This is a genomic window from Burkholderia sp. S171 (assembly GCF_009766085.1).
Classification (GTDB): domain Bacteria; phylum Pseudomonadota; class Gammaproteobacteria; order Burkholderiales; family Burkholderiaceae; genus Caballeronia.
The window spans coordinates 72,083-97,242 of sequence record NZ_LMUF01000042.1 but is presented as its reverse complement, the minus strand read 5'-3'; the positions used below and the strand labels follow the sequence as shown (position 1 = coordinate 97,242).

Below are 25,160 nucleotides of genomic sequence, written 5' to 3'. Positions count from 1 at the left end.
GCTGCTGAAAAAGCTTCGCTCGGCCTACCGTTGGGAAGCATGGCTCATGCTCGCAAATCCTGAAGAACATCGATCTTCACGTCATCGCCGCGATCGCTTCGAGCAATGCGAGGTTGAGGCGCTTGAGATCGTCATTGGCCGGTTGCGCTTGAGACGAGAATTTGGCAATCACCGTCTCTCGTAACGGGTCGATGTATAACCACTGGCCATGGATGCCGATCGCGAAGCAGGCTCCGCTCGCATTGCCGACCTGGTACCACTTGTTGCGGTACTTGCCGTTCGGCAACCACGCTGCAAAACTTCCCTGTTGCCACGCTTCGACGCTCCCGCCCGTGAGCGTGTCGTGTACCCAGTCCGCGGGTATCAGCCTCTTTCCGTCAACCGCACCGCCCGCACGTACCAGCTCGCCGATCCTTGCCAGATCGCGTACCGTCATGCTCACGCCGCCGCCCGAGCGCGCAGTGCCGGCGAGATCCACTGTCACGTTACCGTCGTGCCGTAACCCCAGCGGCTGCCATAGACGCGTCGCTGCAAAGTCTGCGTAGCGTGTGCCCGAGGCACGTTCGATCACGAGACCAAGTACGTCAGAGTTGGGAGAACAGTAGTGGAAAGGACCCCCGTGCTCGCCCGTGCCTTTGGGCAGCGACGCAATGAAGCCGATCACCGTCTCCGGTTTTTCGCCGTCTCGCCGCGGGTCCCACAGGCCGGCCCGGCGATAGCGGGCATAAACGCCCGTCGGATCGAGATAGTCTTCGTTGAACGTGAGGCTCGTGCGCATATCCAGCACGTGCCTGACGCGGGCGTCGCCATAGGCCGACTGAGCGAGCTCCGGCACGTAATGCCCGACCGGCGCGTCGGGGTCCAGAAGACCATCGCCGACAAGCATGCCGGCGAGCAAGCCAGCGATTGACTTGCTCGCCGAAAACAGGATGTGGCGACTCTGCAAGGTAAAGTTCGGCGCATGAAAATCCGCGATAAAACGTCCGCCTCGCATCACCGTGATTGCATCGGTGGAAGTCTGCCGCAAAATTGAGGCGACCGTGCGGCGTTCGCCGTCGAGCACGAATTCGTGTTCGGTCAACGCGGTGGCGTCGACCTTGGGTTCCTCAGCGAGACCGGACGTGGCCGGGATTCGCGCCGTTGGAATCAGCTCGTGGACATGGCGAAAGGCCCAGACATTCCACGGGGCTTCACGCCAGTTGCTGTGCCAGACACTGTCCCGGCAAAAGCCGTAGTCGCTTTCGAAATGTGAAGAGATCATCTTGCCTGCAGGCTCCTTTGCGTGCGGTCGTGAAAAAACGAGGGCATCAATTAACGTGCTGCAGAAAGTCGCGAAAGCGTTCTCCCGGCGGCGACGACAGCATTTCGACGGGCTTGCCGTCGTGCACCACGCGGCCGGCCTCCATGAAAAGGAGGCGCGAACCCACGCGTTGCGCAAAGCCCATTTCGTGCGTGACCACGACCATCGTCATGCCCTCGCTGGCGAGTGTCTGCATGACCTTGAGGACTTCCTGGCGCAGTTCCGGATCGAGCGCCGAAGTCGGTTCGTCGAACAGCATCAGCTTTGGCTGGACCGCAAGCGCCCGTGCGATGGCGACGCGTTGCTGCTGACCGCCGGAAAGCTGCGACGGATAGTGATTCATCCGCTCGGACAGGCCGACTTTATGCAGAAGCGCGGTGGCGATCTCGCGCGCTTCCGCCCGCGTTTGGCGTCGTGCCCGGATCGGTCCGAACATGACGTTCTGCATCGCCGTGAGGTTCGGAAAAAGGTTGAATTGCTGGAACACCATCCCGGCTTCGAGCCTGATACGCCTGATGTCGCGCGCGGAGCCGAGCACGCTGAGATCGTCGACACGCAAGTCGCCGCCGCTGATTTTTTCGAGCCCGTTGATGCAGCGGAGCATCGTTGATTTGCCGGACCCGGATGGCCCAACGATCACCGCGACTTCTCCCCGTTCGATCGCGAGGTCGAGCGGATGGAGAACGACGTTGGCGCCGAATTGCTTCGAGGCTTGCTGAAATTCGATCATGCTCATGGCAGACGTACTCTCCGTTCAAGCACTCGCAGACTCAGCGCGAGCACGCTGATCACAAGCAGGTAGATGACCGCCACCGCACTCCAGATTTCCACCGCCCGAAAGTTCGCGGCCATGATTTCCTGGCCGCGCCGGGTCAGTTCGCCGACGCCGATGACGAGAAAGATCGAGGTGTCCTTCACCAGGTTGACGAACTGGTTTCCCATTGCCGGCAACGCGCGACGAAACGCGATAGGCGTGATGACGTGAAGCAGCACCGTTCGAAAAGGCAGCCCCATCGCAAGACCCGCCTCACGGAGTCCGAACGGCACGCCGTCGAGCGCGCCGCGGATGATCTCCGCGTTATAGGCGCCTGAGTTGACGACCAGCGTGATGATGGCGGCGCTCGTCCCGCTGATACGGATATTCATCATGATTGGCAATGCGAAGTAGACGAACATCACCTGAACCACGATCGGCGTACCGCGGATCAATGCCACATAGAGCTGAGCCGGCAAGACGGTGAGCCGGCCGCCGTAGGTCAGCGCCACGCCCGCGAGGATGCCGAGCACGATGCCTCCGGCGAGGCCAGCGAGTGCGATCAGGAGGGTGAGCTGAAGGCCTTGCAGCAGGTCCGGCAGCGCGGCAATGACTGCCGCCCAGTCAAAGGTCATGACGACGCCTCGCCGAACCATTTGCGGCCGAGTGCCTGGAGCCGTCCATCGGCTTTCATCGCGGCGAGTTGAACATTGACCGCGGCGACCAGCGGGCTGCCCTTCTGGAAGCCGATGCCGACATCAAGGCCCTCCAGCGCCGGCTGCACCACCCTGACCTTGTTCTTGCCGGCGTTGTTGGCGTAGTAAAGCATTTGGGGTTTGTCGTAGACGACCGCGTCGGTGCGGCCGGCTTCCAGCGCCAGCAACGCGTTGTTGATGCTGGGCAGCTGCTCGACCGTGGCGTCCTTGATGTGATCCTTGATGTATCCGACCGCGAGCGTGCCCGTTTCGGTGCCGATGTGTTTGCCGGCAAGATCGGCGGGGGAGTGAATCGTGGTGTTGTCGGCGCGGGTCAGTGCGATCAGGCCGCTTTTATAGTAGGGATCGGAAAAATCGATCACCTGCTGGCGCTCCGGCTTGATGAAGAGTTGCGACACGATCACGTCGATATTGCGGGTCTGAAGTGCCGGGATCAGCGCGCCGAACTCCATGGGTTGCAGCCGCCATTTGCGGTTCATGCCCTTCGCTATCTCGTTCCAGACTTCGACGTCGAAGCCGCTATAGCTGTCGCCCTGCTTGAATACGAAAGGTGGCGCGCCCACGTTGGAGCCGACGATCAGTTCAGAGTCGGCAGCCTGGACGACACGGGACAGCAGGATGGCGGGTGCGGCTGCCAGGCTGAGTTGCAGCAGTTGACGGCGATTCATGGTGTTGCCTCCACGGTAAGGGAATCGAGCCGGGCCTGCCGTTTCCAGGACGGTCCGGTGTTTGTTATGGCTGGTGTTTTATTGCCGGGTGTCGATGTGTCCTCGCGGACGGTCGTGAGGCACGGGTGGAACCACAGTGCTCAACGCGAGCGTGAGTTCGATTTCGAGCAAGCCGTTGCCCGGCAGGCTTGCAACGCCGAGCGCCGATCTCGCGTGCCGGCCGCTTTCACCGAAGATGTCGTGGAGGAGGGCCGAGGCTTCATCCATGACCTGGCTGTGGTTCACGAAGCCGGGCACGGCATTGACGATACCGCGCAGGAACAGGATGCGTTCGACCGCCGCCGCGGCCGGCAGCGTTGCAACGAGCACGCTCAGGGCGCGCAGCACGCAGGTCCGTGCCGCGTGCCGGATGACGTCGGGCGGCGTATCGTGATCGACGGGTCCGGTGATGATCTCGTCGCCTACACGGCTGACCTGGCCGCTGATATAAGCGATGCCATCGTGGATCACCGCACCGACGTAGACGCCTCGCGGCGAGGGCGCAACGGGCAGCGTCAGACCCAGTTGCGCCAGCCGGCCGGCGATATCGATCGTCATGATGGTGCTCCGGCGTGCGCTTCGAAAGAAACCGGGCCGCCGAGCCAGCAGCCGTCGGGCTGGCTACGCTCAAGGCCCGCGTCGAAACTGAAGCGCACCGAGATCTGCGACGGGCGTTTCATCGCGCGTCCCTGGCGGATCGTGATGGTCCGCTCGGAGGCTTCAACCAGGCCATTGGTCAGGAGGCCAAAAGATAGTGCCGAGGCCGCGATTCCGGTGGCGGCATCTTCCGGATAACCCGAGGCGCGCGGAAACTGCCGGGCGTCGAAGATTTGCCGGTCCGCGTCGAAGGCGGCGTAGGGATAAAGGCCGGTAGAGCCTATTCGCTCGCACAGCGCCTCGATTTTATCGAAGCGCGGCTGAAGGCTATCAAGGTCAGCAGTGCTCGCGAGCGGAATCAACGTTTTGACGCGGCTTGTGCAAGCATTTTGGACCGGAAGCGGCGCGAGCTGCGAGGCGCTGATGCCGAGCACATCGAGGATCTCGTCCCGGCTGAGTTGCGCCTCCGACAATGCATCGATACGGCCTGCGGGTTGAGAAATTTCGACCGCGGCGCCTTCGGCCGTCTGCCCGGTAATACGAGCGCCGACCTTACCGCTGCGGGTCTGGATGGTCAGCCGGTTGTGCTGCAATTGCCCGCGTTGATGGAGCAGCCAGACCGCGCCGACCGTGGCGTGTCCGCACATCGGCATCTCGTGGTTGGGGACCCAGAAGCGAAACTCGTAATCGCAGTCAGAGCCGGGCGGGGCCGGCAGGACGAAGCCGCTTTCGTGGCCGTAGCGCCGTGCTATTTCCTGCATGTGCGCGTCCGACATGCCGGCAGCATCGACCACGATAGGCGCCGGGTTGCCGCCGCCGGGACCGGCGGCAAACACGCTGACAAGTTCGACTGCGTGGCGGAGTGCGCGTGGGGCTGTGTCGCGTTGAGGCATGACGGGATGAACCCCGCTGACCGGGGAGTGTGTTTCCATCCGGTCAGATTACGGGGATCAAAAAGGCGCCGCGCGCTCGAACGGGCCTTACATTTTGACCGAACGGGCCATGCCGGTACGCAAGTCCGAGGGCGAATGGTCGCCAATCCGGCGCATAGCGCGCGCGAGGGCCGCGCCGCTTTCAAAACCTACGCGGAATGCGATCTCGCCGACCGGCAGGTCAGTCTCGGCGAGCAGCCGGCAGGCATTCTCGTAACGCGTGCGCTGCTGGAATTCACCGATCGAGAGGCCGGTGCCTTCGCGGAACAGGCGCGTAATGTGACGGCGGGAGATGCCGAAGCGTTGTTCCAGGTCATCAAGCGGGATGTCCTGATCGGCATGGCGGGTAATGAAGGCTTCGAGTTCGGCAACCAGCGCCATGCCGTGCTCTCGGGGTGAAGCCCCCGGGACCGTCTCGCCAGCGAGGACCTCGCCAATGCACTGCATCAGCAAGGCCGACGACAAAGCTTGGCGGATCGACGGGCCGCCATAGGTCCCCATGTCGTTGCGCAGCGAGATTTCCTGTAGTGCACGAATTGCGGGGGTTCGATGCACGAGGAGGGGGACGCGCGTGCGCCGGCGGAATTCGCCGAGTGAGCCGATTCCGGTATCGAGTTTTTGCAGCGCGTCGTCGGTCACGTACACGGCGACATGCGTGTGCGTGGCGAACCCTGCGCGGGTTTGATGCGCCCGTCCCGAAGGCACGACCGCGAAACGATCCTGCGACAGCCAGGTGCCCGCGCGCTGGTCTTCGTGCCGAAGCTCGACGGCGCCGTGGCTCGGCAGGATGAACATCAGGCAATCGTGCCAGTGCCACGGCATGGCGTAGGTGCCGCCGCCGGTGAGCGTCGCGTGGCCGTGGTCGGCGGCGACCAGCAGGCCCTTGTCGGCCGGCTGACAGAGTTGGTCGAACGATCGCAGCATGGCGAACCTCCCATGCAAATTAAATGGGCGTCATACCGGTGGCCGGCTTTGCAATGGATCCGCATTGCACACGTGGTCGGGACAGCGTCGGCCCGGCATAAACGGGATTTGGCAAGGATAACAGCGCAAAATACGGCGGGATATTCAGGTCGTCATCAATGCTGGCCGAATGCACCGCTATTTGCAAACCAGCCCTCGGTTCTGTAGCACTGTCGCACGCTTTTCTGATCGCCCACAGGCGGGTCAGAGAGCTAAGCCGTCAGGTCTTTGGCGCGCGCCAACGCATCGCTGATCGCCTGGGTGACCTGCTCACGTCCTCCCGCGTCATCCCGGCGCAGTGCAAACGACGGATGATAGGTTGGGATCACCCGTACGCCATTCAGTTCGAACGAATCGCCGAGATACCCTTGCAAACTGACTTTTTCGCCAAGCAATGCGCCCAGCGCCGTCGCACCTAGCGTGACAATGACAGCGGGTCGAACGCGTTGCAACTCACGTTCGAGCCAAACAGCGCAAGCCTGCACTTCGCGCTGCGCCGGCGTTTTGTGCAGCCGCCGTTTGCCCCGTGGTGTCCACTTGAAGTGTTTGACCGCGTTCGTCAGATAGAGATCGCTACGACGCAACCCCGCACGCTGAATGGCCTCGTCAAGCAGTTGCCCCGCTGGTCCTACAAATGGTTTGCCGCTCAGGTCCTCCTGGTCCCCGGGCTGTTCGCCCAGCAATACGATGCGCGCATCCGCCGGACCTTCGCCCTCCACGGCCTGCGTTGCGTGCTGCCACAGCTCGCAGCGGCGGCACGCATCGAGCGAACCAGGCGCGGTTCGCGACGGCTGCGCCGCTTCGGCATCGACAGAAATGGCTTTTCCATCCATTGCACCGATGCCGCTCGCTTGCGCAAGCCGTCGAGCACCCGTCTTCGCTTCGCTGATCATTGATGGAATCAGCATGCCTTCGGGCAGTCCCTTCCAGTAACGAACCGGCATGTGCTGATGCAGGGCCGTCTCATTCAGCCGCGCCGGATTGAAGGTGCTGCGGTAATACGCGAGCCAGAGCGCTTCGGCGGCGTCAGGCGCAATCGCGCTGCGCTCTGCTCGACCGTATTTCAGGTGCAATGTGACGCCGTCCCACGACGCAGCGCCCGACGGCGCGGCGATCAGCCAGGTCGAGCGGCCCATACGCTGGGCGAATTGCTCGGCGCCCCACGCGAGGATGTCGTGCGCCGGTTCATACCAAGCGACGTACTCCGGCTCGCCCGCGGCATGTTGCGCGCACTGGCGAAAGCGCACGTACGCGATCATGTCGTGTTTGTCACGTCGAACCGCTTTTGCCATTTGCTGCAGACGTGCACCGTCGACGTCGGCGGGCGATGCCACGGCGCGATCGCCCTGGTGCCATCGCCAAATGACCTTATACAGAAACGCCCAGCGAAGCGGATCCCGATATAGCGCGGCATCGTTGAGTTGGGCCGCGAGCGTTTTCGAAATGCCCACTGCCAGTGACGGCCCGGCAGAGTCGACAGGACGCGGCGCGGACACCGCTTCGTCGTCGCCCGTCTGATTCGCGTTGAAATCGAACGAACCGCTGGTTGGCTCCAAATGACCGTTCGAAGCACCATGCGCAAAGTCTTTGACCCGCCAGTCGATGGCTTCCGGGGACACGTTTGCCGCGAGCATCCGCAGCGCGGCGGCACGCCACGCGCGATACGTATTCTCTATGGCGATGGTTTGCATTGAATGTCCGCTCGGAAGCATGCGCGCTCACAGCAGTGCAAGCTGCACAGGTGGCGGCGTCAGCACTCGCCGCAGCTGTTCCGACGACACCTCCTTCAATGGCGCCCGATAATCCTGTGTGACGATAAACGGCTTGATCTTTGCCATTGAGCAGCGCAACTGCACCAGATCCTGGTAACGCACAGCGCGCGAGCGACGCAGCTCCACCAGCCGTTGGGCATTGCGCATGCCGATTCCTGGCACGCGCGCAATCATGCGAAGCGGCGCACGATTGAGATCGACGGGAAACTGATGCCGGTGAGACAGCGCCCACGCAAGCTTCGGGTCGATATCAAGTGACAACGAACCGGTGTCACCGAACAGTTCGGCCACGTTGAAGCCGTAACCGCGCATCAGGAAGTCAGCCTGATAAAGCCGGTGCTCGCGCAACAGCGGCGGCGCCTGCGAGGGCAGGGCGGAAGGACTGTCCGGGATCGGGCTGAACGCCGAGTAGTAAACCCGCTTCAATTTATACGACCCGTACAGCGTCTCGGCTGTACGCAAGATGGTCCGGTCGTCCGTAGCGTCTGCACCGACGATCATCTGCGTACTTTGACCAGCGGGTGCGAATTTAGGCGCTTTTTTGTCGCTGAGCGCTTCGTCCTGTCCGAGCCGGATTGAACTCATAGCCAACTTGATCGTGCGGGCACTCTTCTCGGGCGCGAGCCTTTCGAGGCTGACCTCGGTCGGCAGTTCGATATTGACACTTAGCCGGTCAGCATATTTTCCGGCCTGTGCGATCAGTCCCGGATCCGCGTCGGGAATGGTCTTGAGGTGCAAGTAGCCGCGGAACTGGTGGTCCTCACGCAATGACTGCGCGACGCGAACGAGTTGCTCCATGGTGTAGTTCGACGACTGGATGATGCCGGAGCTTAAAAACAGGCCGTCGATATAGTTGCGCCGGTAAAAATCCAGCGTCAGGTCCACCACTTCTTCAGGTGTGAAGCGCGCACGCGGTACGTTGCTGGACCGGCGGTTCACGCAGTACTGACAGTCGTACAGGCAGAAATTGGTCAGGAGGATTTTCAGTAGCGACACGCAGCGGCCATCCGGCGTGAAGCTGTGACAGATACCGGCGCCCGTGCTCGACCCTAGCCCCGGCCCACCTCGCGAACTGCGTTTCGGCGCGCTGCTGCTGGCGCAAGACGCGTCATATTTCGCCGCGTCTGCCAGCACTTCGAGCTTCTTGAGCAGTTCCATTTCGTCAGCGCTTAACTGTATATATATACAGTATTGTACGGGGATGTCTGATCGGCGCAAGCGGTTTTTGCGCTTGCGTTCCTGCGGCCGAAGTCCCGTCGATCTCCGCTTGCTGCCACCCGCCTTATGCGTGAAATCCCTTACGGACGTTCCACAATGATAGCGTTACCATTCGCCCATTCAAGAGCGTGTTGATATTGCTATCAAGGAGAAAAAAGCTTGTCTTCGAATCCCACGCCTCCCCGCAAGACCCCTGAACAATTACGGAGCTACCGCTGGTATGGCGTGAACGACCTGCGCTCCTTCGGACACCGTTCGCGCACGGCGCAGATGGGCTATCACCCGTCCGATTACATGGGCAAGCCGGTCATCGCCATCGTCAATACGTGGAGCGAGCTGAACTCGTGCCACACGCACTTCAAGCAACGCGTGGAGGAGGTCAAGCGCGGCGTCTGGCAGGCCGGCGGGTTCCCGGTCGAAATGCCCGTGATGACCCTCGCCGAGCCGTTCCAGAAACCGACGACCATGCTGTATCGAAACTTCCTCGCGATGGAAACCGAGGAATTGCTGAAGTCGTATCAGTTCGACGGCTGCGTGCTGATGGGCGGCTGTGACAAGACCACGCCCGGCCTGTTGATGGGCGCGATCAGCATGAACCTGCCGAGTATCTATTTACCCGCCGGGCCGATGCTGCGCGGCAACTGGAACGGCCGCACGCTCGGAAGCGGCTCGGACACTTGGAAATACTGGGCGGAACTGCGCGCGGGCAAGATCACGGAAGAGGAGTGGAAGGGCATCGAAAGCGGCATTGCGCGCTCGCCAGGACACTGCATGACCATGGGCACGGCATCGACCATGACCACGGCCACCGAATCACTCGGCCTGACGCTACCCGGCTTTTCGTCGATCCCCGCGGTCGATTCGCGCCATGCTCAGTTCGCATCGCTGACCGGCCAGCGGATTGTGGAGATGGTCTGGATCGACCAGAAACCGTCGGACATCCTGACCGCGAAATCCTTCGATAACGCCGTCACCACCGTGCTTTCCATGTCCGGTTCCACGAACGCGATCGTGCATCTGGTGGCGGTCGCGCGCCGGGCGGGTATCGACCTGACGACCGCGCGCTTCGATGAACTCGCGCGCATCACGCCCGTGCTCGCGAACCTGCGCCCGGCCGGCAAATACCTCATGGAAGATTTCTTCTACGCAGGTGGTTTGCGCGCGTTGCTCGTGGAACTGGGGGGCCTGATCGACGGCACGCAGATGACGGTGAGCGGGTCGACGCTCGCCGAAAACATCGCGGGCGCGGAGATCTTCGACGAAGACGTGATTCGCAAGCGCGCTAACCCGCTGGTGGAACGCGACGGCCTCGCCGTGCTGACCGGCAACCTCGCGCCGGATGGCGCCGTCATCAAGCCGGCCGCCATGGAGCAGCATCTGCTGAAGGCGCGCGGACCGGCCGTCGTATTCAAGGATTACGCCGACATGGCGGCACGCATCGACAGCGAAGAACTTGACATCACCGCGGAGTCGGTGGTCGTGCTGCAACACGCGGGTCCGGTGGGTGCACCCGGCATGCCCGAGTGGGGCCAGTTGCCGATCCCGCAGAAGCTGTTGAAGCAGGGCGTACGCGACATGGTGCGAATCTCGGACGCCCGCATGAGCGGCACGAGCTACGGCGCGTGCGTGCTGCATGTAGCGCCGGAATCGTTTGTGGGTGGTCCGCTCGCGCTGGTGAAAGACGGCGACATGATCGAGCTCGATGTGCCCGGCCGACGTCTTCATCTCGATGTCAGCGACGAAGAACTCGCCACTCGCCGGGAAGCGTGGAAGGCGCCGAAACGTCCGTTCGAGCGCGGCTTTGGCGTGATGCATCAGCTTCACGTCACGCAGGCGAACAAGGGCTGTGACTTCGATTTCCTGGAAGAACCGGTGGCCGTGTCGTCGTCTGGAACCGTTGCACCGGCAGCGAGCGCGAACCGCGACGAACCCGAGATTCACTAACCTTATTCAGAGAAGAGCACTCCTTATGAATCCATCCGATACCCCCGTCAGCAGCGCCGCGCTTGAACTATTGCGCCACGTCAGCACGGCGACGCTCACCACGCAACTGTTCAAGCGCGGCTTGCGCAACGTCTTCCTGCAAGGTGTCGCGCCGCTCGTCAAACCCGCACCGGGCGCACCGAACCTGGTTGGACCCGCATTCACGCTGCGCAATATTCCCGCGCGTGAAGACCTCGATCACGTGGGTGTGTTCCAGGACCCCGACCATCCGCAGCGCAAGGCGGTGGAAAGCGCGCCGCCGGGTAGCGTGCTGGTTCAGGATTGTCGCGGTGACCGGTCGGTGGCATCGGTGGGATCGATTCTCGCCCTACGGCTGGCGAAGCGCGGCGTGGCAGGCATGGTTTCCGATGGCGCAGTGCGTGACAGCGGCACGATTTCCGGCCTCGGCCTGCCGCTGTGGTGCGCGGGCGCGAGCGCGCCGTTGAACCTCGCCAAACATCACGCGGTGGATATGAACGTGCCCATAGCATGCGGCGGCGTGGCAGTGTACCCCGGCGATATTGTTGTCGCCGATGTGGACGGCGTCGTGATCGTACCGCGCGAAATGGCGGAAGACGTTGCGCGCGATGCGACCGAGCAGGAGCAACTGGAGATCTTCATCTCGCAGCGTATTGATGAAGGCAGGCCGTTGCGTGGGACCTATCCGCCGAATGAAGAAACGTTGGCGGCGTATGCGCAATGGCGCGCGCAAAAATAACAACGTATCGACCTTTGAACGTTAACGCCCGCCGGTATGCAGCGGGGCGCAGGAGATACGGTGAATACTGTTCCGCAAGCGATAGACGAAATACCGCTCATCAACCGGCTCGCATTCAGGCTGATGCCGCTGCTTGGCCTGCTCTATCTGATTGCGTATATCGACCGTTCGAATATCAGCTTCGCCAAGCTGCAGATGCTGAGCAGTCTCGGTTTGAGCGAATTGGCGTATGGGCTTGGCGCGTCGTTGTTTTTCATCGGCTATCTGATCTTCGAGGTGCCGAGCAACGTGCTGCTGCACAAGTACGGCGCGCCGCGCTGGATCGCACGCATCATGCTGACGTGGGGCATTGTCACCGTGCTGCTCGCGTTCACGAAAAACGCCACCACGTTCTACGTGCTGCGCTTCCTGCTCGGTGCTTCCGAAGCCGGGCTTTACCCCGGCGTGATTTATTACCTGACGTTGTGGTTTCCATCGCGGCATCGGGTGCGGATGCTCGGGTATTTCACGGTGGGCAGCAGTCTGGGCAACATGGTCGGCGCGCCTATTTGCGGCTGGCTGCTGGACAAGGGTGGACTCTTTGGCCTGCAAGGCTGGCAGCTCGTGTTCATTGTCACGGGCGTACCGTCCATCCTACTGACGGCTGTCGTGCTGTTGTATTTGCCTGCGTCTCCGCTAAAAGCAACATTCATGTCGGATGCCGAAAAGAAATGGCTAGCCGATACCCTCGATAACGAACGCGCCCTCGCAGCGCAAACCGAAGCGGGCAAGACAACGTTTCTGAGCGTGTTGACGGAACCGCGCGTGATTGGCATGGCGTTGTACTACATGATGCTGTCCATGTCGGTGTATGGCGTGAGCTACTGGCTGCCGACGCTGGTCAAGGGGTTCGGTGTCAGCAATACCGTCAACGGCCTGATCAACATCGTGCCGTGGCTGCTCGCGACTATCGTGCTTGCGTGGTTGCCGTCGAAATTGCGCGCCGCCGACCGCACAATGACCGCGATGCTCTGCGCGTCGGTACTCGGTGTGATGTTCTTTCTCGGCAGCGTGTTCCTGCCGACCAACACGTTGCGTTTCATTGCCTTGAGTCTTGGCGCGCCGTGCATGTATTTGCTCCTGCCGTGTTTCTGGACGCTGCCGTCGAAGTTCCTGACGGGTGCGCGTGCGGCCGCTGGAATCGCGGCGATCAATTCACTGGGTAATGTGGGTGGTTTTATCGCGCAGAATCTGGTGCCATGGGTCCGGCAGGTGAGCGGCAGCACGAAGGCGCCTATGTTGATTCCCGCCGCGTGTCTCTTTACGTTCGGCGTCGTCACGCTGATTTTGAGTCGTCGCAATCGTCATGACGGTACGCCGGAGGCGAGCGCTCGAAGGAGGGTGGAAGCGACGTAGAGCTGTTCCTGCGACGAGGCCCGGTCGGCGTTGACTACAATACCGGCGTCAAGCCCTCCTGCAAGCAAGCGAACCATGCCGAACGACAAGCCGACCGCCTATCCTATCGATGCTCCGGACGAAGCCCCGCCCACGCCCGTCAAGCGCTCGCGCGGCGGTCCGAAAGGGCTTCGCATCACCGACGTAGCGGCCGCCGCGGGCGTGTCGCCGATCACGGTGTCGCGTGTCTTCAACAATCCGGAATCCGTCGCGCCGGAAACGCTTGAGCGCGTGCGTCAGGTCGTCCAGAAGCTTGGGTATGTACCCAACCGGCTGGCGGGCGGGTTGTCCTCGTCGAAGTCGCGGCTGATCGCGGCTATTGTCCCGACCATCGCGCACTCGTTGTTCTCCGAAACCATTCAGGTGTTCAGCGAGACGATGTCGAAGGCCGGTTATCAGGTGCTGCTCGCGTTGAGCGGCTACAGCGATTCCAGTGAGGAAACGCTGCTCGATGCGGTCTTGAGCCGACGTCCTGAAGGGGTGTTGTTGACGGGCGTGGCGCATACGGATTCGTTGCGCGAGCGGTTGCGTAATGTCGGCATTCCGATTGTGGAAACGTGGGACATGACGGAGACGCCGATCGATATGCTCGTGGGTTTCTCGCATTATCAAGTGGGCGTTGCGGTTGCGGAGCGCTTCCTCGCGCGAGGGGTTTTGTATCCGGGCCTGGTGTCGGCCAACGATGATCGCGCCGTCGCACGTATCACCGGCTTTCGCGAACGGCTGGCGCGCGCAGGGATCCATGATGTCGCAGACGTGATCGTTGCGCCGCCTAGTTCGGTGTCCATCGGCAAGGTCGCGTTGCCTAAGTTGCTGGAGCAGATGCCATCACTCGATGCGGTTTTCTGCGGTTCGGATCTGTTGGCTATCGGCGTGCTGGGCGAGGCAAAACGCCGGGGTATCGACGTGCCGTCGCAACTGGCCATCTGCGGTTTCGGCGATTTGGAGTTCGCCTCGGAGACGAGCCCGCAGTTGACGACCGTGGGCGTGGACGGCACGCGTATTGGCATCAGCGCAGCGCGCTGTTTGTTAGAGCGCTTGAAAGGCGTGACGGAAACGAACGTGGTCGATGTCGGCTTTCATATTGTCGAGCGGCAGACGGTTTGAGGCGGCTTAAGTCACCCTAAGCCCCCACCTTATCCGCCAATTCATTGAAGTCACGCGCGACCACGTCCCGGTCCGCCTCGGCCTTTAAGTCCGTGGTCTGCTCCGGCCCATGTTCCGTCGGGCGTGCCACAAACGCCGTCTTGTATCCGCATTGCCTTGCTGCCGCGAGATCGCTGTTGTGCGCGGCGACCAGGCACAATTGCTCCGGCCGAAGACCTAAGACATCGGCCGTTCGCAAATACGCCTCGGGCATCGGCTTGTAAGCCTGCACGACTTCCGCGCCCAGAATTGCGTCCCACGGAATGCCGGCGCGTTTCGCCATGTCCAGCATCAGAGCGACGTTGCCATTCGAAAGCGGTGCAATGATGTGACTGGCCTTGAGTCGCGTGAGGCCGCTGAGCGAGTCGGGCCACGGATCCAGCCGATGCCACGCAAGATTCAGTTCATCGACTTCCTCCGCCGGAAGGCTTGCGGCATCAATTCCATAGTCCGCCAGCACCGCCAGCAAATTCTCGCGGTGCAACACGTCCAGCCGGACAAATGCTCGCCGGCCGCTGCGCACTTCCTCCATGGCAGGGCCATACCGGCGACGCCAGGCGTCGGCGAATTGCATCGGGTCAATGCCGTTGATCGGATGCCGGCGCAGAAACAGCGCTGCGTCGCGTGCCACGCCGCTGCGCCAATCCACGACAGTGCCGAATACGTCGAATACGAATGCCTTAACGCCGGTCAATGCCATTGCGTGCCTCCGTTCTAGTTCTACCCGTGACGAAACGCCACCGTCTTGATTCACGGCCCGAATCCCTAGTTTGCACAACAAAGCCACCGCGCGTCATGCTCAAACATTGCGCCGCTGCGCTGTTCCGTTTCAACACGATTGCCCACGCAAGTGTTCCGAAACGGAACGCATGGTCGTGCTTGTGCGCAAGCGAATAACGCCCACTGCCTTTGCCCATCGGAAAGACGCCCATTGGCACGCATCTCGCAAGCATGTTCCCACCGGTTGCGGCAATCATAGTCGCGGCGGTCATTCTCACCGACATGCGAGGAGCACGCACATGAATCACGCCGAGATGCAATTTTTGAACACAGACTTCCCATATAAAAAGCAGTATGGCAACTTCATCGGTGGTCAATGGGTCAAGCCGGTAGGCGGTGAGTATTTCGACAATATTTCGCCCATCACAGGCGAAGCGTTCACCTCCATCCCGCGCTCGCGCGAAGCCGATATTGAACTCGCGCTTGATGCAGCGCACAAAGCCAAGACGGCCTGGGGCAAGACCTCGCCTGCCGAGCGAGCCAACATCCTGAACAAGATCGCGGACCGGATGGAAACGAATCTGGTGCGTATCGCGGTGGCGGAAACCATCGATAACGGCAAGCCCCTACGTGAAACCATGGCCGCCGATATCCCGCTGGCGATCGATCATTTCCGCTATTTCGCCGGTTGCGTGCGCGCTCAGGAAGGCTCGATTTCGCAGATCGACGAAGACACGGTCGCATATCACTTCCACGAGCCGCTAGGCGTTGTGGGACAGATCATTCCGTGGAATTTCCCGATCCTGATGGCGGTGTGGAAACTCGCGCCTGCGCTGGCGGCCGGCAATTGCGTGGTGCTGAAACCCGCCGAGCAAACACCCGCTTCCATACTTGTGCTGCTCGAGTTGATCGAAGATCTGTTGCCCGCCGGCGTGCTGAACGTGGTCAATGGTTTTGGGCTGGAGGCGGGCAAACCGCTGGCATCGAATAAGCGCATTGCCAAGATCGCGTTCACGGGCGAAACCACGACCGGCCGCCTGATCATGCAGTACGCCAGCCAGAACCTCATTCCGGTGACGCTTGAACTGGGCGGCAAGAGCCCGAACATTTTCTTCGCCGATGTCATGAACGCCGACGACAGCTACTTCGACAAGGCGCTTGAAGGGTTCGCCATGTTCGCGCTGAACCAGGGCGAAGTGTGTACGTGTCCGTCGCGCGCGTTGGTCGAAGAGAGCATCTACGATCGCTTTATGGAACGCGCCCTCAAGCGCGTGGCGGCGATCAGCCAGGGGCATCCGCTCGACTCCAAGACGATGATTGGTGCTCAAGCCTCGCAGGAGCAGCTTGAGAAGATTCTCTCGTATATCGATCTCGGCAAGCAGGAAGGCGCTGAATGCCTGATCGGCGGCGAACGCAATGCGCTCGACGGCGAGTTGAAGAACGGCTACTACATCAAGCCGACGGTCTTCCGCGGTCACAACAAGATGCGCATCTTCCAGGAGGAAATTTTCGGGCCGGTGTTGTCGGTGACGACGTTCAAGAATGAGGCCGAGGCACTGGAGATCGCCAACGACACGCTTTATGGCCTCGGTGCGGGCGTGTGGACGCGCGATGGTACGCGGGCTTATCGTTTCGGCCGCGACATCCAGGCTGGACGTGTGTGGACCAACTGCTATCACGCGTATCCGGCACATGCTGCGTTCGGTGGTTACAAGCAATCGGGCATTGGCCGGGAAAATCACAAGATGATGCTCGATCACTATCAGCAGACGAAAAACCTGTTGGTCAGTTATAGCCAGAAGCCGCTTGGTTTCTTCTGATCGGCGTAGTTGTTTGATCTGAATAGCGGGCCGCTTTTGCGGCTCGCCATGTTGCGCGTTAAGTGGAAACCCTTATGACCGAACAAGAAGTTTCGCGCGTGGTGGTAACTCCGGCAGCAATCGAGTTGATCGAGAAGCTGAAGGCCGAGCACGGGCTAGTGTTATTCCATCAGTCCGGCGGTTGTTGCGACGGCAGCGCGCCCATGTGTTTCCCGGTCGCTGAATTCATGGTCGGCTCATCGGACGTCAAACTCGGCGAGATCGCCGGCGTGCCGTTCTACATGAGCGAATCGCAATTTGAATACTGGCAGCACACCCAGTTGATCATCGATTGCGTGCCGGGCAATGGCGGCATGTTTTCGCTGGAACGCCCCAGCGGGTTGCGTTTTCTGACGCGATCACGTCTTTTCGACGATACCGAATCTGCCTGGCTCGAGCGCCATCCGGTCGAGCACGTGACGGGCTAAACCCGGGGTTGAACGCTGTAGCAGTGGTACATTGTCTCGATCGACCACGCGACGGGCGGAGCTGACGACCGACTCCTTCCGCGAATGCTGGCGGAGGAGACAATGGTTATGAACCCGGTTTCTATCGAACGTTCAAGCGGATCAAGCCGATCCGCGCTGCTGGCCAGCGATCACGCTGGTCGTATGGAGGGCCAGGACATCATTAGGCAATCGCACGAACGTTCCCGGAGCTTTGGGCTGTCGGACACCATGCGCCCCGACTACCGCGTGCTCGCCGAACCCGATCTCCTGCTCAAGCGCGAACAGAACCGCGCGCTCTGCTCGCACGCGCTGCCCGTCATAGAAACGCTCTACGGGCAGATCGCCAATACGCATAGCATGGTTGTGCTGACCGACTCTGAAGGGCTGATCCTGCATTCGCTCGGCGACGACGATTTCCTCGCTCGTGCCGACCGCGTCGCGCTGCGTCCGGGCGCGCTATGGAGCGAACAGCAACAGGGCACCAACGCCATTGGCACGGCCATTGCCGCACGCGACGCCACCATGGTGTTCGGCGACCAGCACTACCTGCGTGCGAACCGGTTCCTTGCGTGTTCGAGCGTGCCCATTCTCGATCCGTTCGGTGAGCTGTTAGGCGTTCTCGATGTAACCGGCGATTGCCGTGGCCATAGCCGTCACACCATGGCGCTTGCCAAGATGTCCGCGCAGATGATCGAAAATCATTTGTTCACCAGCGCCTTCCCTGAAGCACTGCGCATTCATTTTCACGGGCGTCCCGAGTTTATTGGCACGCTGATGGAAGGCATTGTCGCGTTCAGGTCCGATGGCCGGTTTCTATCGGCGAATCGCAGCGCACAATTTCAATTTGGAATGCCGCTAGCCTCGTTGCGCGCGCATACCTTGTCATCGTTATTCAACGTCTCGTGTGGCGAGCTGTTCGACCGTGTACGCAGCAGCGTGGGCACGCCCGTCGAGCGCACGATTTCGCTCTGCCTGCACAGTGGCGTCAACGTATTTGCCAGCGCTGATCTGAGACGTTCGACCGCCGTTGCACTCTCGACCGATACCCACGATGTCACCGATGTCGTCGTTCGCAAACGCATCTCCGAACCGCAGCCGAAACTCTCCGGCCTGCGTTACCTGATGACCGGCGATGCCCAAGTTGCGGCGCTCGTTGAACGGGTACGCAAGGTAATCGGTAAAAATATTCCAATCCTGATTGGCGGCGAGACGGGTACCGGCAAGGATGTCCTGGCGAGCGCGGTGCATCGTGACTCGCCGCGTCGCGACGGGCCGTTCGTGGCGGTGAATTGTGCGTCGATCCCGGACACGCTGATAGAAGCGGAGTTGTTCGGTTATGAGGAAGGGGCGTTCACGGGTGCGTCCAAACGCGGCGCTTGCGGCAAGATCCTGCAAGCCGATGGCGGCACATTGTTCCTTGATGAAATTGGCGATATGCCGTTCTCATTGCAAAGCCGTTTGCTGCGCGTGCTTCAAGAGCGCACGGTGACGCCGCTGGGCAGCACGCGCGCTGTGCCGGTTGATTTCGCCCTGATCTGCGCGACCAACCGCAATCTGCGCGAGCGCGTCACCGCGGGCGAATTCCGCGAGGATCTTTACTACCGGATCAACGGTCTGCTGGTGACGCTGCCGCCGTTGCGCCAGCGTACGGACCTGGCGGTGACCGTCGAAAAGATCCTGCGTGCCGAGCGCGCGACCGGCGAGTCCATCAGGGTGTCGCCTGAGGTGCTGGCGGCGTTCACACGGCATCCGTGGCCAGGAAACTTCCGGCAACTCGCGAACGTGCTGAGGACCGCATGCGCGATGCTCGATGATCATGAAACGTGCATTGACCTTGATCATCTGCCGCAAGATTTCTTCGATGACGAACGCCACGCGGAGAGCGTGCAAGCGGCTTCGCAGCCGTCTGCCAGGGACAGTAGCGCTCGGCTTGACGATCTCGCGTTGTCCGCCGTTGCGGCAGCGCTCGATACACACGCCGGCAACGTCTCGGCGGCGGCGCGAATGCTTGGCGTATCGCGTAACACGCTCTACCGGAAGATGGCTGCGATCGAGGAAACGCGGCGTCGATAACGTCGCCGTTGGTTGAGACAAATGACTGAGACAAATGTCTCATCAACTTCGATGGTGCACTGCGGTGTGATCTCCCGGAACACGCATGCTAAAACGTCACCATGCGTTTAAGTTTTCGGGTTGCAGCGTGTCGTGAATGACGCGAGCGCACCGAATCCGCCGGAGACTCTTCATGCCGTATGTTTCGCAGACCAGACACATCGATCGCGTGCGCAACGTGATAGAAGGCCGCATGAGCAGCCCGGGTGCCGATGGGTCGCGGCTGGCGTCATCGTATAAGCGGTCGCTGGAGCAATATCATCTCGACCCGGGCGCGACTATTGGCCCGCGCATCCTGACCGTTCCCGAATTACGCGATGTCCAGCAGCGCGAAGAAACCGTGCTGCGTGCATCGGGCGAATGCCTTTCGCGACTGCATGAAACTGTACGCGAAGCCGACTACTGCGTGATGTTGACCGATGCACAGGGCGTGACCATCGACTACCGCGTGGATCGCGATCGCCGGCACGAATTCAAGCGTGCGGGTTTGTATCCCGGGTCGTGCTGGTCCGAACGCGAAGAGGGGACATGCGGCGTTGCGTCGGTATTGCTCGACGCCGAGGCGATCACCGTTCACAAGACCGATCATTTCCGCGCGGCGTTTACTACGCTGACGTGTAGCGCATCGCCTATCTTCGGTGTGCAAGGCGAGTTGATCGGCGTACTGGATGCCTCAGCGGTGCGCTCGCCCGAGGAGCGCGATAGTCAGCGGCTGGTCAACCATATCGTGCGGCAAAGCGCGTTGCTGATTGAGGACGGTTTCTTTCTCAACGCGACTACGCACTGCTGGGTTTTGCTCGCGCATCGCAGCCGGCATTACGTTGAGGCGCAGCCGGAAATACTCATCGCTTTCGATGCACGCGGTTACGCGATCGCGGCTAACCGGCGCGCGAAGGAATGTGTGCCGGGGCTGGATCGGTTGCCGCGCCACGTCTCTGAACTCTTCGATATCCGCGCGGAACGTCTGCTCGATGCACGCCCCGGACGCGATCTCATCTCGTTCAGGTTGATCGAGTCCGGGTCGCCGCTGCATGCGCGTGTCAGGCTGCCTGTCCTGCGCGCTTCCAGAAGCTCGTCGCCGACATCGCGCGAAGCCGCCCAACCTGTCACGCCCGCGTTGTCCGAAAGCGAAACACTGGAACGTGCCCGCATACTTGCTGCGATGACCGATGCTAAATGGCGGCCCGTCATAGCGGCGCAAGCGCTGGGTTTATCTCGGGCAACGTTGTACCGGCGCATAACGAAGTTTGGAATAGTGGCGCCGCACAGGCGCTAGCAGTAAGCAGGGATTTTTATTCTAGCGGGCAGAGAACCCGTCTTTTTAAACCGATACTAAATCGATACTTAGTGATCCGTATCTCATGGAGGAGCAACTATGTCTGAACAGAATCCGAACCAAACCATCACGAACATCCTGGAGACATTCGAGGCCGCGCTAAAAAGCGGCGACACAGAGGCGGCCGTTGCGCTATTCCAGCCCGATGGTTACTGGCGCGACCTTGTCGCGTTCACCTGGAACATCAAGACGATGGAAGGCCGCGAGCAGATTGCCGCGATGCTGAATTCGCAGTTGAACACGGTCAAGCCGTCGAAACTGAAGATTGCCGATAACGAAACGGCGACCGAAGCGGATGGCGTGACGCAAGCGTGGATCACGTTCGAGACGGGCGTTGCGCGCGGCACGGGTTTTATCCGCGTGAAGGACGGGCAGATCTGGACGTTGCTCACGACCATGACCGAACTCAAGGGCCACGAAGAACCGAAGGGCGCCAAGCGGCCGATGGGCGCCGAACACGGCGCGCGTACGGACCGCACTAGCTGGAAAGAGAATCGCGAGGCCGAACAGGAGACGCTGGGTTATGAGAAGCAGCCGTATTGCCTGATCGTCGGCGGCGGGCAGGGCGGCATTGCGTTAGGCGCGCGGCTGCGGCAACTGGGTGTGCCTGCCATCATTATCGATAAGAACGAGCGGCCTGGCGACGCCTGGCGTGCACGTTATAAAACACTGTGCCTGCATGATCCGGTCTGGTACGACCACATGCCGTATTTGCCGTTCCCGGACAACTGGCCGGTGTTTTCGCCGAAGGACAAGATTGGCGACTGGCTTGAAATGTACACAAAGGTGATGGAGTTGAACTACTGGGGGGCGACCACGTGCACGTCCGCTCGATACGACGAGGCCGCGGGCGAATGGATCGTGGAAGTCGAGCGGGGCGGAGAAAAACTGACGCTTCGGCCGAAGCAACTCGTGCTTGCCACCGGCATGTCGGGCAAACCGAATCTGCCGAAGTTCAAGGGCATGGATGTGTTCAAAGGCGAGCAGCATCATTCGTCGAAACATCCGGGACCGGATGCTTACAAGGGCAAGAAGGTCGTGGTGATCGGCGCGAATAACTCTTCGCACGATATCTGCGGGGCGCTGTGGGAAGCGGGCGTGGATGTGACCATGGTGCAGCGTTCATCCACGCACATAGTCAAGTCGGACTCGCTGATGGACCTGGCGCTGGGTGATCTTTACTCCGAGCGCGCGGTGGCGGCGGGCATGACCACGATGAAGGCTGACCTGACGTTCGCATCGGTTCCGTACAAGATCCTGCACGAGTTTCAGATCCCGGTGTACAAGGCGATCAGGGAGCGTGACGCGGAGTTTTATGACCGGCTGGAGAAAAGAGGTTTCATGCTTGATTTCGGCGATGACGACTCGGGTCTCTTCATGAAATATCTGCGGCGCGGATCGGGCTATTATATTGACGTGGGCGCAGGGGACCTCGTCGCGGATGGCAAGATCAAGCTGAAGAGCGGCGTGGGTGTCGTGGAGCTGAAAGAGCACTCGGTCGTGCTTAGCGATGGCAGCGAACTTGAAGCGGATCTGGTTGTGTACGCGACCGGTTATGGGTCGATGAACGGCTGGGCCGCGGATCTTATATCGCGCGAGGTGGCGGACAAGGTGGGCAAGGTGTGGGGATTGGGATCGAATACGACCAAGGACCCGGGGCCGTGGGAAGGCGAGCAGCGCAACATGTGGAAACCCACGCAGCAGCAGGCGTTGTGGTTCCATGGCGGGAACCTGCATCAATCGCGGCATTACTCGCAGTATTTATCGCTGCAACTCAAGGCGCGGATGGAGGGGATTCCAACGCCGGTGTTCGGCTTGCAAGAGGTGCATCATTTGTCGTAGTGGCAGGCTGTAACTGACGCTTTGCAACGGAGTGTCAGCCGTGCCCGGCAGAGGTCGATTCTTCAATCGATTGCTGCCGGGCACGTATGTTTCATGCGTCGGCCCGCCCCCACGGCCGCCCGCATCAGAGTGACCTCGCCCGCGTTGCAAAAAACCGTCATACGGTTCAAGTTGCTTTCAAGTTTTCGGGCATCGGGTCGTTATAAGTAATGCGTGAACCGTTGCCGTGAGCACGGCTATCGCGACTTGCGCACACCGGGCTGACTCTCCTTGCCGCTTTTTCTTCGTGCCTCAGGCACCTGTTTCACGTGGGAGGCTAACGCTCGACAATCACTTGATGCTCACGCTGTCGTGCGCGGACGCGGCGAGAGAGATCCACGCAGTTCGGATCAACACCTATGGAATACCCCATGCTTGCTGGCAGCTACAATAGTTTGCTCGTCTTGTTCTCGCTGCTTGTCGCGATTCTGGCCTCGTATACGGGCCTGGACATGGCGGGCCGCATTTCTACCTCACAGGGACGGGCATCCTTTGGATGGCTGATAGGCGGCGCGTGCGCCATGGGCACGGGCATCTGGTCGATGCACTTTGTCGGCATGCTGGCCTTCAGCTTGCCGATCTCGCTCGGCTATGACCCGGCCATCACGGTACTTTCGCTTCTGATCGCCATCGCGTCGTCGGCGTTCGCGCTGTGGCTTGTGGGCCAGAACGAGCTGCCCGTGTCGCGATTGATCGGTGGCGCCGTATTGATGGGTGCCGGCGTCGCGGGTATGCACTATACGGGCATGGCTGCGTTGCGCATGACGCCCGGAATCAGCTACATCCCGTCGCTTTTTATCCTTTCCGTCGTCATCGCGATTCTCGCGTCGGGCGCGGCGTTGTGGATTGCATTCCACCTGCGTCGCCTTTTACCCATGGTTCGGCCGATGCGTGCAGGCGCCGCGGTGGTGATGGGCCTTGCGATTGTCACGATGCACTACACCGGCATGGCCGCCGCGCAGTTTCCGCTTGGGAGCGTGTGTGGTGCCGTGCATGAGGGCGTGAGCGCAGGATGGCTCGCGCTGGTGATCATTGTTTCCACGCTGGCGGTACTCGCCATTGCACTGATTATTTCAATTTTTGACCTTCGGCTGGAGTCACGTACCGCCATATTGGCGGTCTCGCTCGCTGAGGCGAACCAGGAATTGACCTACCTGGCGTTGCACGATGCCCTCACCAAGCTTCCCAACCGGGTGCTGCTGGAAGATCGGCTCGATCGCGCGATCCAGCGCGCTGTTCGCGAGCATGGCCGCTTCGCGCTGATGTTCATGGACCTGGACGGGTTCAAGGCAGTCAACGACGCCTACGGCCATCACGTTGGCGACTTGTTGCTGGTCGAAGTCGCGCAACGCATTGGGGTGAATGTTCGGTCCCAGGACACGGTCGCGCGCGTGGGCGGTGACGAGTTCGTGCTGCTCGCGGAGGTATTCGAACCGGCCGATGCAGCAACACTCGCCGATAAAATATTGGCCATCATACGAGAGCCCTTTCAGCTTGCCGGCCGCGACTTGCGTGTGTCGACCAGCATTGGTATCGCGATGTATCCCGGCAACGGTTTTGATCGGGAGGAATTGCTGATCAACGCGGATGCCGCGATGTATCACGCGAAGGCGCTGGGACGAAATACCTACTGCTTCTTCGAAGCCTCGATGAACGCGAATGTGCATGAGCAATTGCAGCTCGTGCAAGATCTCCGCGCGGCGGTTGATCGGAGCCAGTTGATCTTGCAATATCAACCGAAGTTCACGGCACCCAACGGGCCCGTAGTCGGCGTGGAAGCGCTGGTGCGTTGGCGGCATCCCACTCGCGGGTTGATTCCGCCGGACCAGTTCATCCCGTTGGCGGAGAAAACCGGCTTGATCGTGCCAATTGGCGAATGGGTATTCGACGAGGCTTGCCGGCAGATTGCGGTGTTGCGCAACGCGGGCCACCGGGACCTGACCATGGCGGTCAACCTGTCGGCTGTGCAGTTCAGGCATGCGGGTCTTATTCGAACCGTCCGGGAGACCCTGGCGCGCCATCTGCTGGAACCGAGCTGCCTGATGCTCGAGATCACCGAGTCCACGGCCATGCATGATGTCGATGCAAGCTTGCAAATCCTGGAGCAATTGCACGATATGGGCGTGCAAATTTCCATCGACGACTTTGGCACGGGCTATTCAAGTCTTCTCTATCTGAAACGGCTGCCGGCAAGCGAGCTGAAAATCGACCGTGGGTTTATCCGCGACCTGGCCCGCGACACAGAGGATGCAGCGATTGTGTCGGCAATCGTGGCGCTGGGTCAGACGCTCAATCTGAACATCGTAGCCGAGGGTGTGGAGACGCGGGCGCAGCAAGAATTCCTGACCCGCCTTGGTTGCAATTCCCTGCAAGGTTTCCTGCTCGGTCATCCGATGTCGGCAGATGACTTGATCGACGTGCTATCGCCGGATAGCGTCCTGCATGAGGACACGCAATGCCACTCCGCAAGCGAGGACGATGCACTGGCGCCCGTAGGAGAAGCGGATTGATTCGGCGGTGCTCAGGCGGCTCCGGCGGCCGTGCTGAGCGTAGCAACCAAACA

20 protein-coding genes are annotated in these 25,160 nt (G+C 60.9%); 10 read left to right on the top strand and 10 right to left on the bottom strand.

The window, feature by feature from the left end; genetic code table 11:
- Positions 1–76 precede the first annotated feature (76 nt).
- The 9 genes from GSQ93_RS22785 to GSQ93_RS22745 all read right to left on the bottom strand — a co-directional run bounded on the left by GSQ93_RS22785 (position 77) and on the right by GSQ93_RS22745 (position 8,899).
- Positions 77–1,261: a serine hydrolase gene (locus tag GSQ93_RS22785; protein WP_158937903.1), complete on the bottom strand. Its 1,185-nt coding sequence runs from the start codon at positions 1,259–1,261 to the stop codon at positions 77–79.
- 46 nt (positions 1,262–1,307) lie between these two features.
- Positions 1,308–2,036: a glutamine ABC transporter ATP-binding protein GlnQ gene (glnQ, locus tag GSQ93_RS22780; RefSeq protein ID WP_301952079.1), complete on the bottom strand. Its 729-nt coding sequence runs from the start codon at positions 2,034–2,036 to the stop codon at positions 1,308–1,310.
- Complete coding sequence (gene glnP, locus GSQ93_RS22775; protein WP_158937902.1) at positions 2,033–2,689, bottom strand: glutamine ABC transporter permease GlnP; 657 nt, start codon at positions 2,687–2,689, stop codon at positions 2,033–2,035. The genes glnQ and glnP overlap by 4 nt, the downstream gene beginning before the upstream one ends.
- Positions 2,686–3,438: a transporter substrate-binding domain-containing protein gene (locus GSQ93_RS22770; protein WP_158937901.1), complete on the bottom strand. Its 753-nt coding sequence runs from the start codon at positions 3,436–3,438 to the stop codon at positions 2,686–2,688. Before GSQ93_RS22770 ends, glnP begins: the two co-directional genes overlap by 4 nt.
- A 78-nt stretch (positions 3,439–3,516) precedes the next feature.
- Positions 3,517–4,035, bottom strand: a complete 519-nt coding sequence (locus GSQ93_RS22765; RefSeq protein WP_158937900.1) for a RidA family protein — start codon at positions 4,033–4,035, stop codon at positions 3,517–3,519.
- Entirely contained in the window at positions 4,032–4,967 is a 936-nt protein-coding gene (locus GSQ93_RS22760) for a PhzF family phenazine biosynthesis protein (RefSeq protein WP_158937987.1), read from the bottom strand. Before GSQ93_RS22760 ends, GSQ93_RS22765 begins: the two co-directional genes overlap by 4 nt.
- A gap of 87 nt (positions 4,968–5,054) precedes the next feature.
- On the bottom strand, positions 5,055–5,930 hold the full coding sequence (locus GSQ93_RS22755) for an AraC family transcriptional regulator (protein WP_158937899.1): 876 nt from the start codon (positions 5,928–5,930) through the stop codon (positions 5,055–5,057).
- A 251-nt stretch (positions 5,931–6,181) separates the two neighbouring features.
- Complete coding sequence (locus GSQ93_RS22750) at positions 6,182–7,660, bottom strand: UdgX family uracil-DNA binding protein (RefSeq protein ID WP_158937898.1); 1,479 nt, start codon at positions 7,658–7,660, stop codon at positions 6,182–6,184.
- A 27-nt stretch (positions 7,661–7,687) separates the two neighbouring features.
- Positions 7,688–8,899 (bottom strand): putative DNA modification/repair radical SAM protein, encoded by a 1,212-nt coding sequence (locus GSQ93_RS22745; protein WP_158937897.1) that lies wholly within the window; start codon positions 8,897–8,899, stop codon positions 7,688–7,690.
- A gap of 219 nt (positions 8,900–9,118) precedes the next feature.
- Between GSQ93_RS22745 and araD the strand changes: the two genes are divergently transcribed.
- The 4 genes from araD (at position 9,119) to GSQ93_RS22725 (ending at position 14,201) form a co-directional block, all read left to right on the top strand.
- Complete coding sequence (araD, locus tag GSQ93_RS22740) at positions 9,119–10,903, top strand: L-arabinonate dehydratase (protein WP_158937896.1); 1,785 nt, start codon at positions 9,119–9,121, stop codon at positions 10,901–10,903.
- Positions 10,904–10,928: 25 nt separating this feature from the next.
- On the top strand, positions 10,929–11,660 hold the full coding sequence (locus GSQ93_RS22735; RefSeq protein WP_158937895.1) for a ribonuclease activity regulator RraA: 732 nt from the start codon (positions 10,929–10,931) through the stop codon (positions 11,658–11,660).
- Positions 11,661–11,720: 60 nt separating this feature from the next.
- Positions 11,721–13,055, top strand: coding sequence for an MFS transporter (locus GSQ93_RS22730; RefSeq protein WP_158937894.1), 1,335 nt, complete (start codon positions 11,721–11,723; stop codon positions 13,053–13,055).
- A 75-nt stretch (positions 13,056–13,130) separates the two neighbouring features.
- Entirely contained in the window at positions 13,131–14,201 is a 1,071-nt protein-coding gene (locus GSQ93_RS22725) for a LacI family DNA-binding transcriptional regulator (protein ID WP_158937893.1), read from the top strand.
- Positions 14,202–14,217: 16 nt separating this feature from the next.
- On the opposite strand, the gene GSQ93_RS22720 is transcribed toward GSQ93_RS22725, so the two are convergent.
- The gene (locus tag GSQ93_RS22720) at positions 14,218–14,940 is read right to left on the bottom strand and encodes a haloacid dehalogenase type II (RefSeq protein ID WP_158937892.1); all 723 of its coding nucleotides are present in this window, start codon (positions 14,938–14,940) and stop codon (positions 14,218–14,220) included.
- Positions 14,941–15,259: 319 nt separating this feature from the next.
- Here GSQ93_RS22720 and adh point away from each other — a divergent pair, with 319 nt between their 5' ends.
- The 6 genes from adh to GSQ93_RS22690 all read left to right on the top strand — a co-directional run bounded on the left by adh (position 15,260) and on the right by GSQ93_RS22690 (position 25,107).
- Positions 15,260–16,780: an aldehyde dehydrogenase gene (gene adh, locus GSQ93_RS22715; RefSeq protein WP_158937891.1), complete on the top strand. Its 1,521-nt coding sequence runs from the start codon at positions 15,260–15,262 to the stop codon at positions 16,778–16,780.
- Between the two features lie 74 nt (positions 16,781–16,854).
- Positions 16,855–17,247, top strand: a complete 393-nt coding sequence (locus GSQ93_RS22710) for a DUF779 domain-containing protein (RefSeq protein WP_158937890.1) — start codon at positions 16,855–16,857, stop codon at positions 17,245–17,247.
- 183 nt (positions 17,248–17,430) lie between these two features.
- Positions 17,431–19,341, top strand: coding sequence for a sigma-54-dependent Fis family transcriptional regulator (locus tag GSQ93_RS22705; protein ID WP_254074003.1), 1,911 nt, complete (start codon positions 17,431–17,433; stop codon positions 19,339–19,341).
- Between the two features lie 172 nt (positions 19,342–19,513).
- Entirely contained in the window at positions 19,514–20,656 is a 1,143-nt protein-coding gene (locus GSQ93_RS22700; protein ID WP_158937888.1) for a sigma-54-dependent Fis family transcriptional regulator, read from the top strand.
- A gap of 99 nt (positions 20,657–20,755) precedes the next feature.
- Positions 20,756–22,558, top strand: a complete 1,803-nt coding sequence (locus GSQ93_RS22695; RefSeq protein ID WP_158937887.1) for an NAD(P)/FAD-dependent oxidoreductase — start codon at positions 20,756–20,758, stop codon at positions 22,556–22,558.
- A 410-nt stretch (positions 22,559–22,968) separates the two neighbouring features.
- Positions 22,969–25,107, top strand: a complete 2,139-nt coding sequence (locus tag GSQ93_RS22690; RefSeq protein ID WP_158937886.1) for a bifunctional diguanylate cyclase/phosphodiesterase — start codon at positions 22,969–22,971, stop codon at positions 25,105–25,107.
- Positions 25,108–25,160 lie beyond the last annotated feature (53 nt).

Bases quoted from the DNA above. Each gene is read 5' to 3' on its own strand.
- GSQ93_RS22785 (WP_158937903.1), bottom strand. From the start codon at position 1,261: ATGATCTCTTCACATTTCGAAAGCGACTACGGCTTTTGCCGGGACAGT.
- glnQ (WP_301952079.1), bottom strand. From the start codon at position 2,036: ATGAGCATGATCGAATTTCAGCAAGCCTCGAAGCAATTCGGCGCCAAC.
- glnP (WP_158937902.1), bottom strand. From the start codon at position 2,689: ATGACCTTTGACTGGGCGGCAGTCATTGCCGCGCTGCCGGACCTGCTG.
- GSQ93_RS22770 (WP_158937901.1), bottom strand. From the start codon at position 3,438: ATGAATCGCCGTCAACTGCTGCAACTCAGCCTGGCAGCCGCACCCGCC.
- GSQ93_RS22765 (WP_158937900.1), bottom strand. From the start codon at position 4,035: ATGACGATCGATATCGCCGGCCGGCTGGCGCAACTGGGTCTGACGCTG.
- GSQ93_RS22760 (WP_158937987.1), bottom strand. From the start codon at position 4,967: ATGCCTCAACGCGACACAGCCCCACGCGCACTCCGCCACGCAGTCGAA.
- GSQ93_RS22755 (WP_158937899.1), bottom strand. From the start codon at position 5,930: ATGCTGCGATCGTTCGACCAACTCTGTCAGCCGGCCGACAAGGGCCTG.
- GSQ93_RS22750 (WP_158937898.1), bottom strand. From the start codon at position 7,660: ATGCAAACCATCGCCATAGAGAATACGTATCGCGCGTGGCGTGCCGCC.
- GSQ93_RS22745 (WP_158937897.1), bottom strand. From the start codon at position 8,899: ATGGAACTGCTCAAGAAGCTCGAAGTGCTGGCAGACGCGGCGAAATAT.
- GSQ93_RS22735 (WP_158937895.1), top strand. From the start codon at position 10,929: ATGAATCCATCCGATACCCCCGTCAGCAGCGCCGCGCTTGAACTATTG.
- GSQ93_RS22725 (WP_158937893.1), top strand. From the start codon at position 13,131: ATGCCGAACGACAAGCCGACCGCCTATCCTATCGATGCTCCGGACGAA.
- GSQ93_RS22720 (WP_158937892.1), bottom strand. From the start codon at position 14,940: ATGGCATTGACCGGCGTTAAGGCATTCGTATTCGACGTATTCGGCACT.
- adh (WP_158937891.1), top strand. From the start codon at position 15,260: ATGAATCACGCCGAGATGCAATTTTTGAACACAGACTTCCCATATAAA.
- GSQ93_RS22710 (WP_158937890.1), top strand. From the start codon at position 16,855: ATGACCGAACAAGAAGTTTCGCGCGTGGTGGTAACTCCGGCAGCAATC.
- GSQ93_RS22705 (WP_254074003.1), top strand. From the start codon at position 17,431: ATGGAGGGCCAGGACATCATTAGGCAATCGCACGAACGTTCCCGGAGC.
- GSQ93_RS22700 (WP_158937888.1), top strand. From the start codon at position 19,514: ATGCCGTATGTTTCGCAGACCAGACACATCGATCGCGTGCGCAACGTG.
- GSQ93_RS22695 (WP_158937887.1), top strand. From the start codon at position 20,756: ATGTCTGAACAGAATCCGAACCAAACCATCACGAACATCCTGGAGACA.
- GSQ93_RS22690 (WP_158937886.1), top strand. From the start codon at position 22,969: ATGCTTGCTGGCAGCTACAATAGTTTGCTCGTCTTGTTCTCGCTGCTT.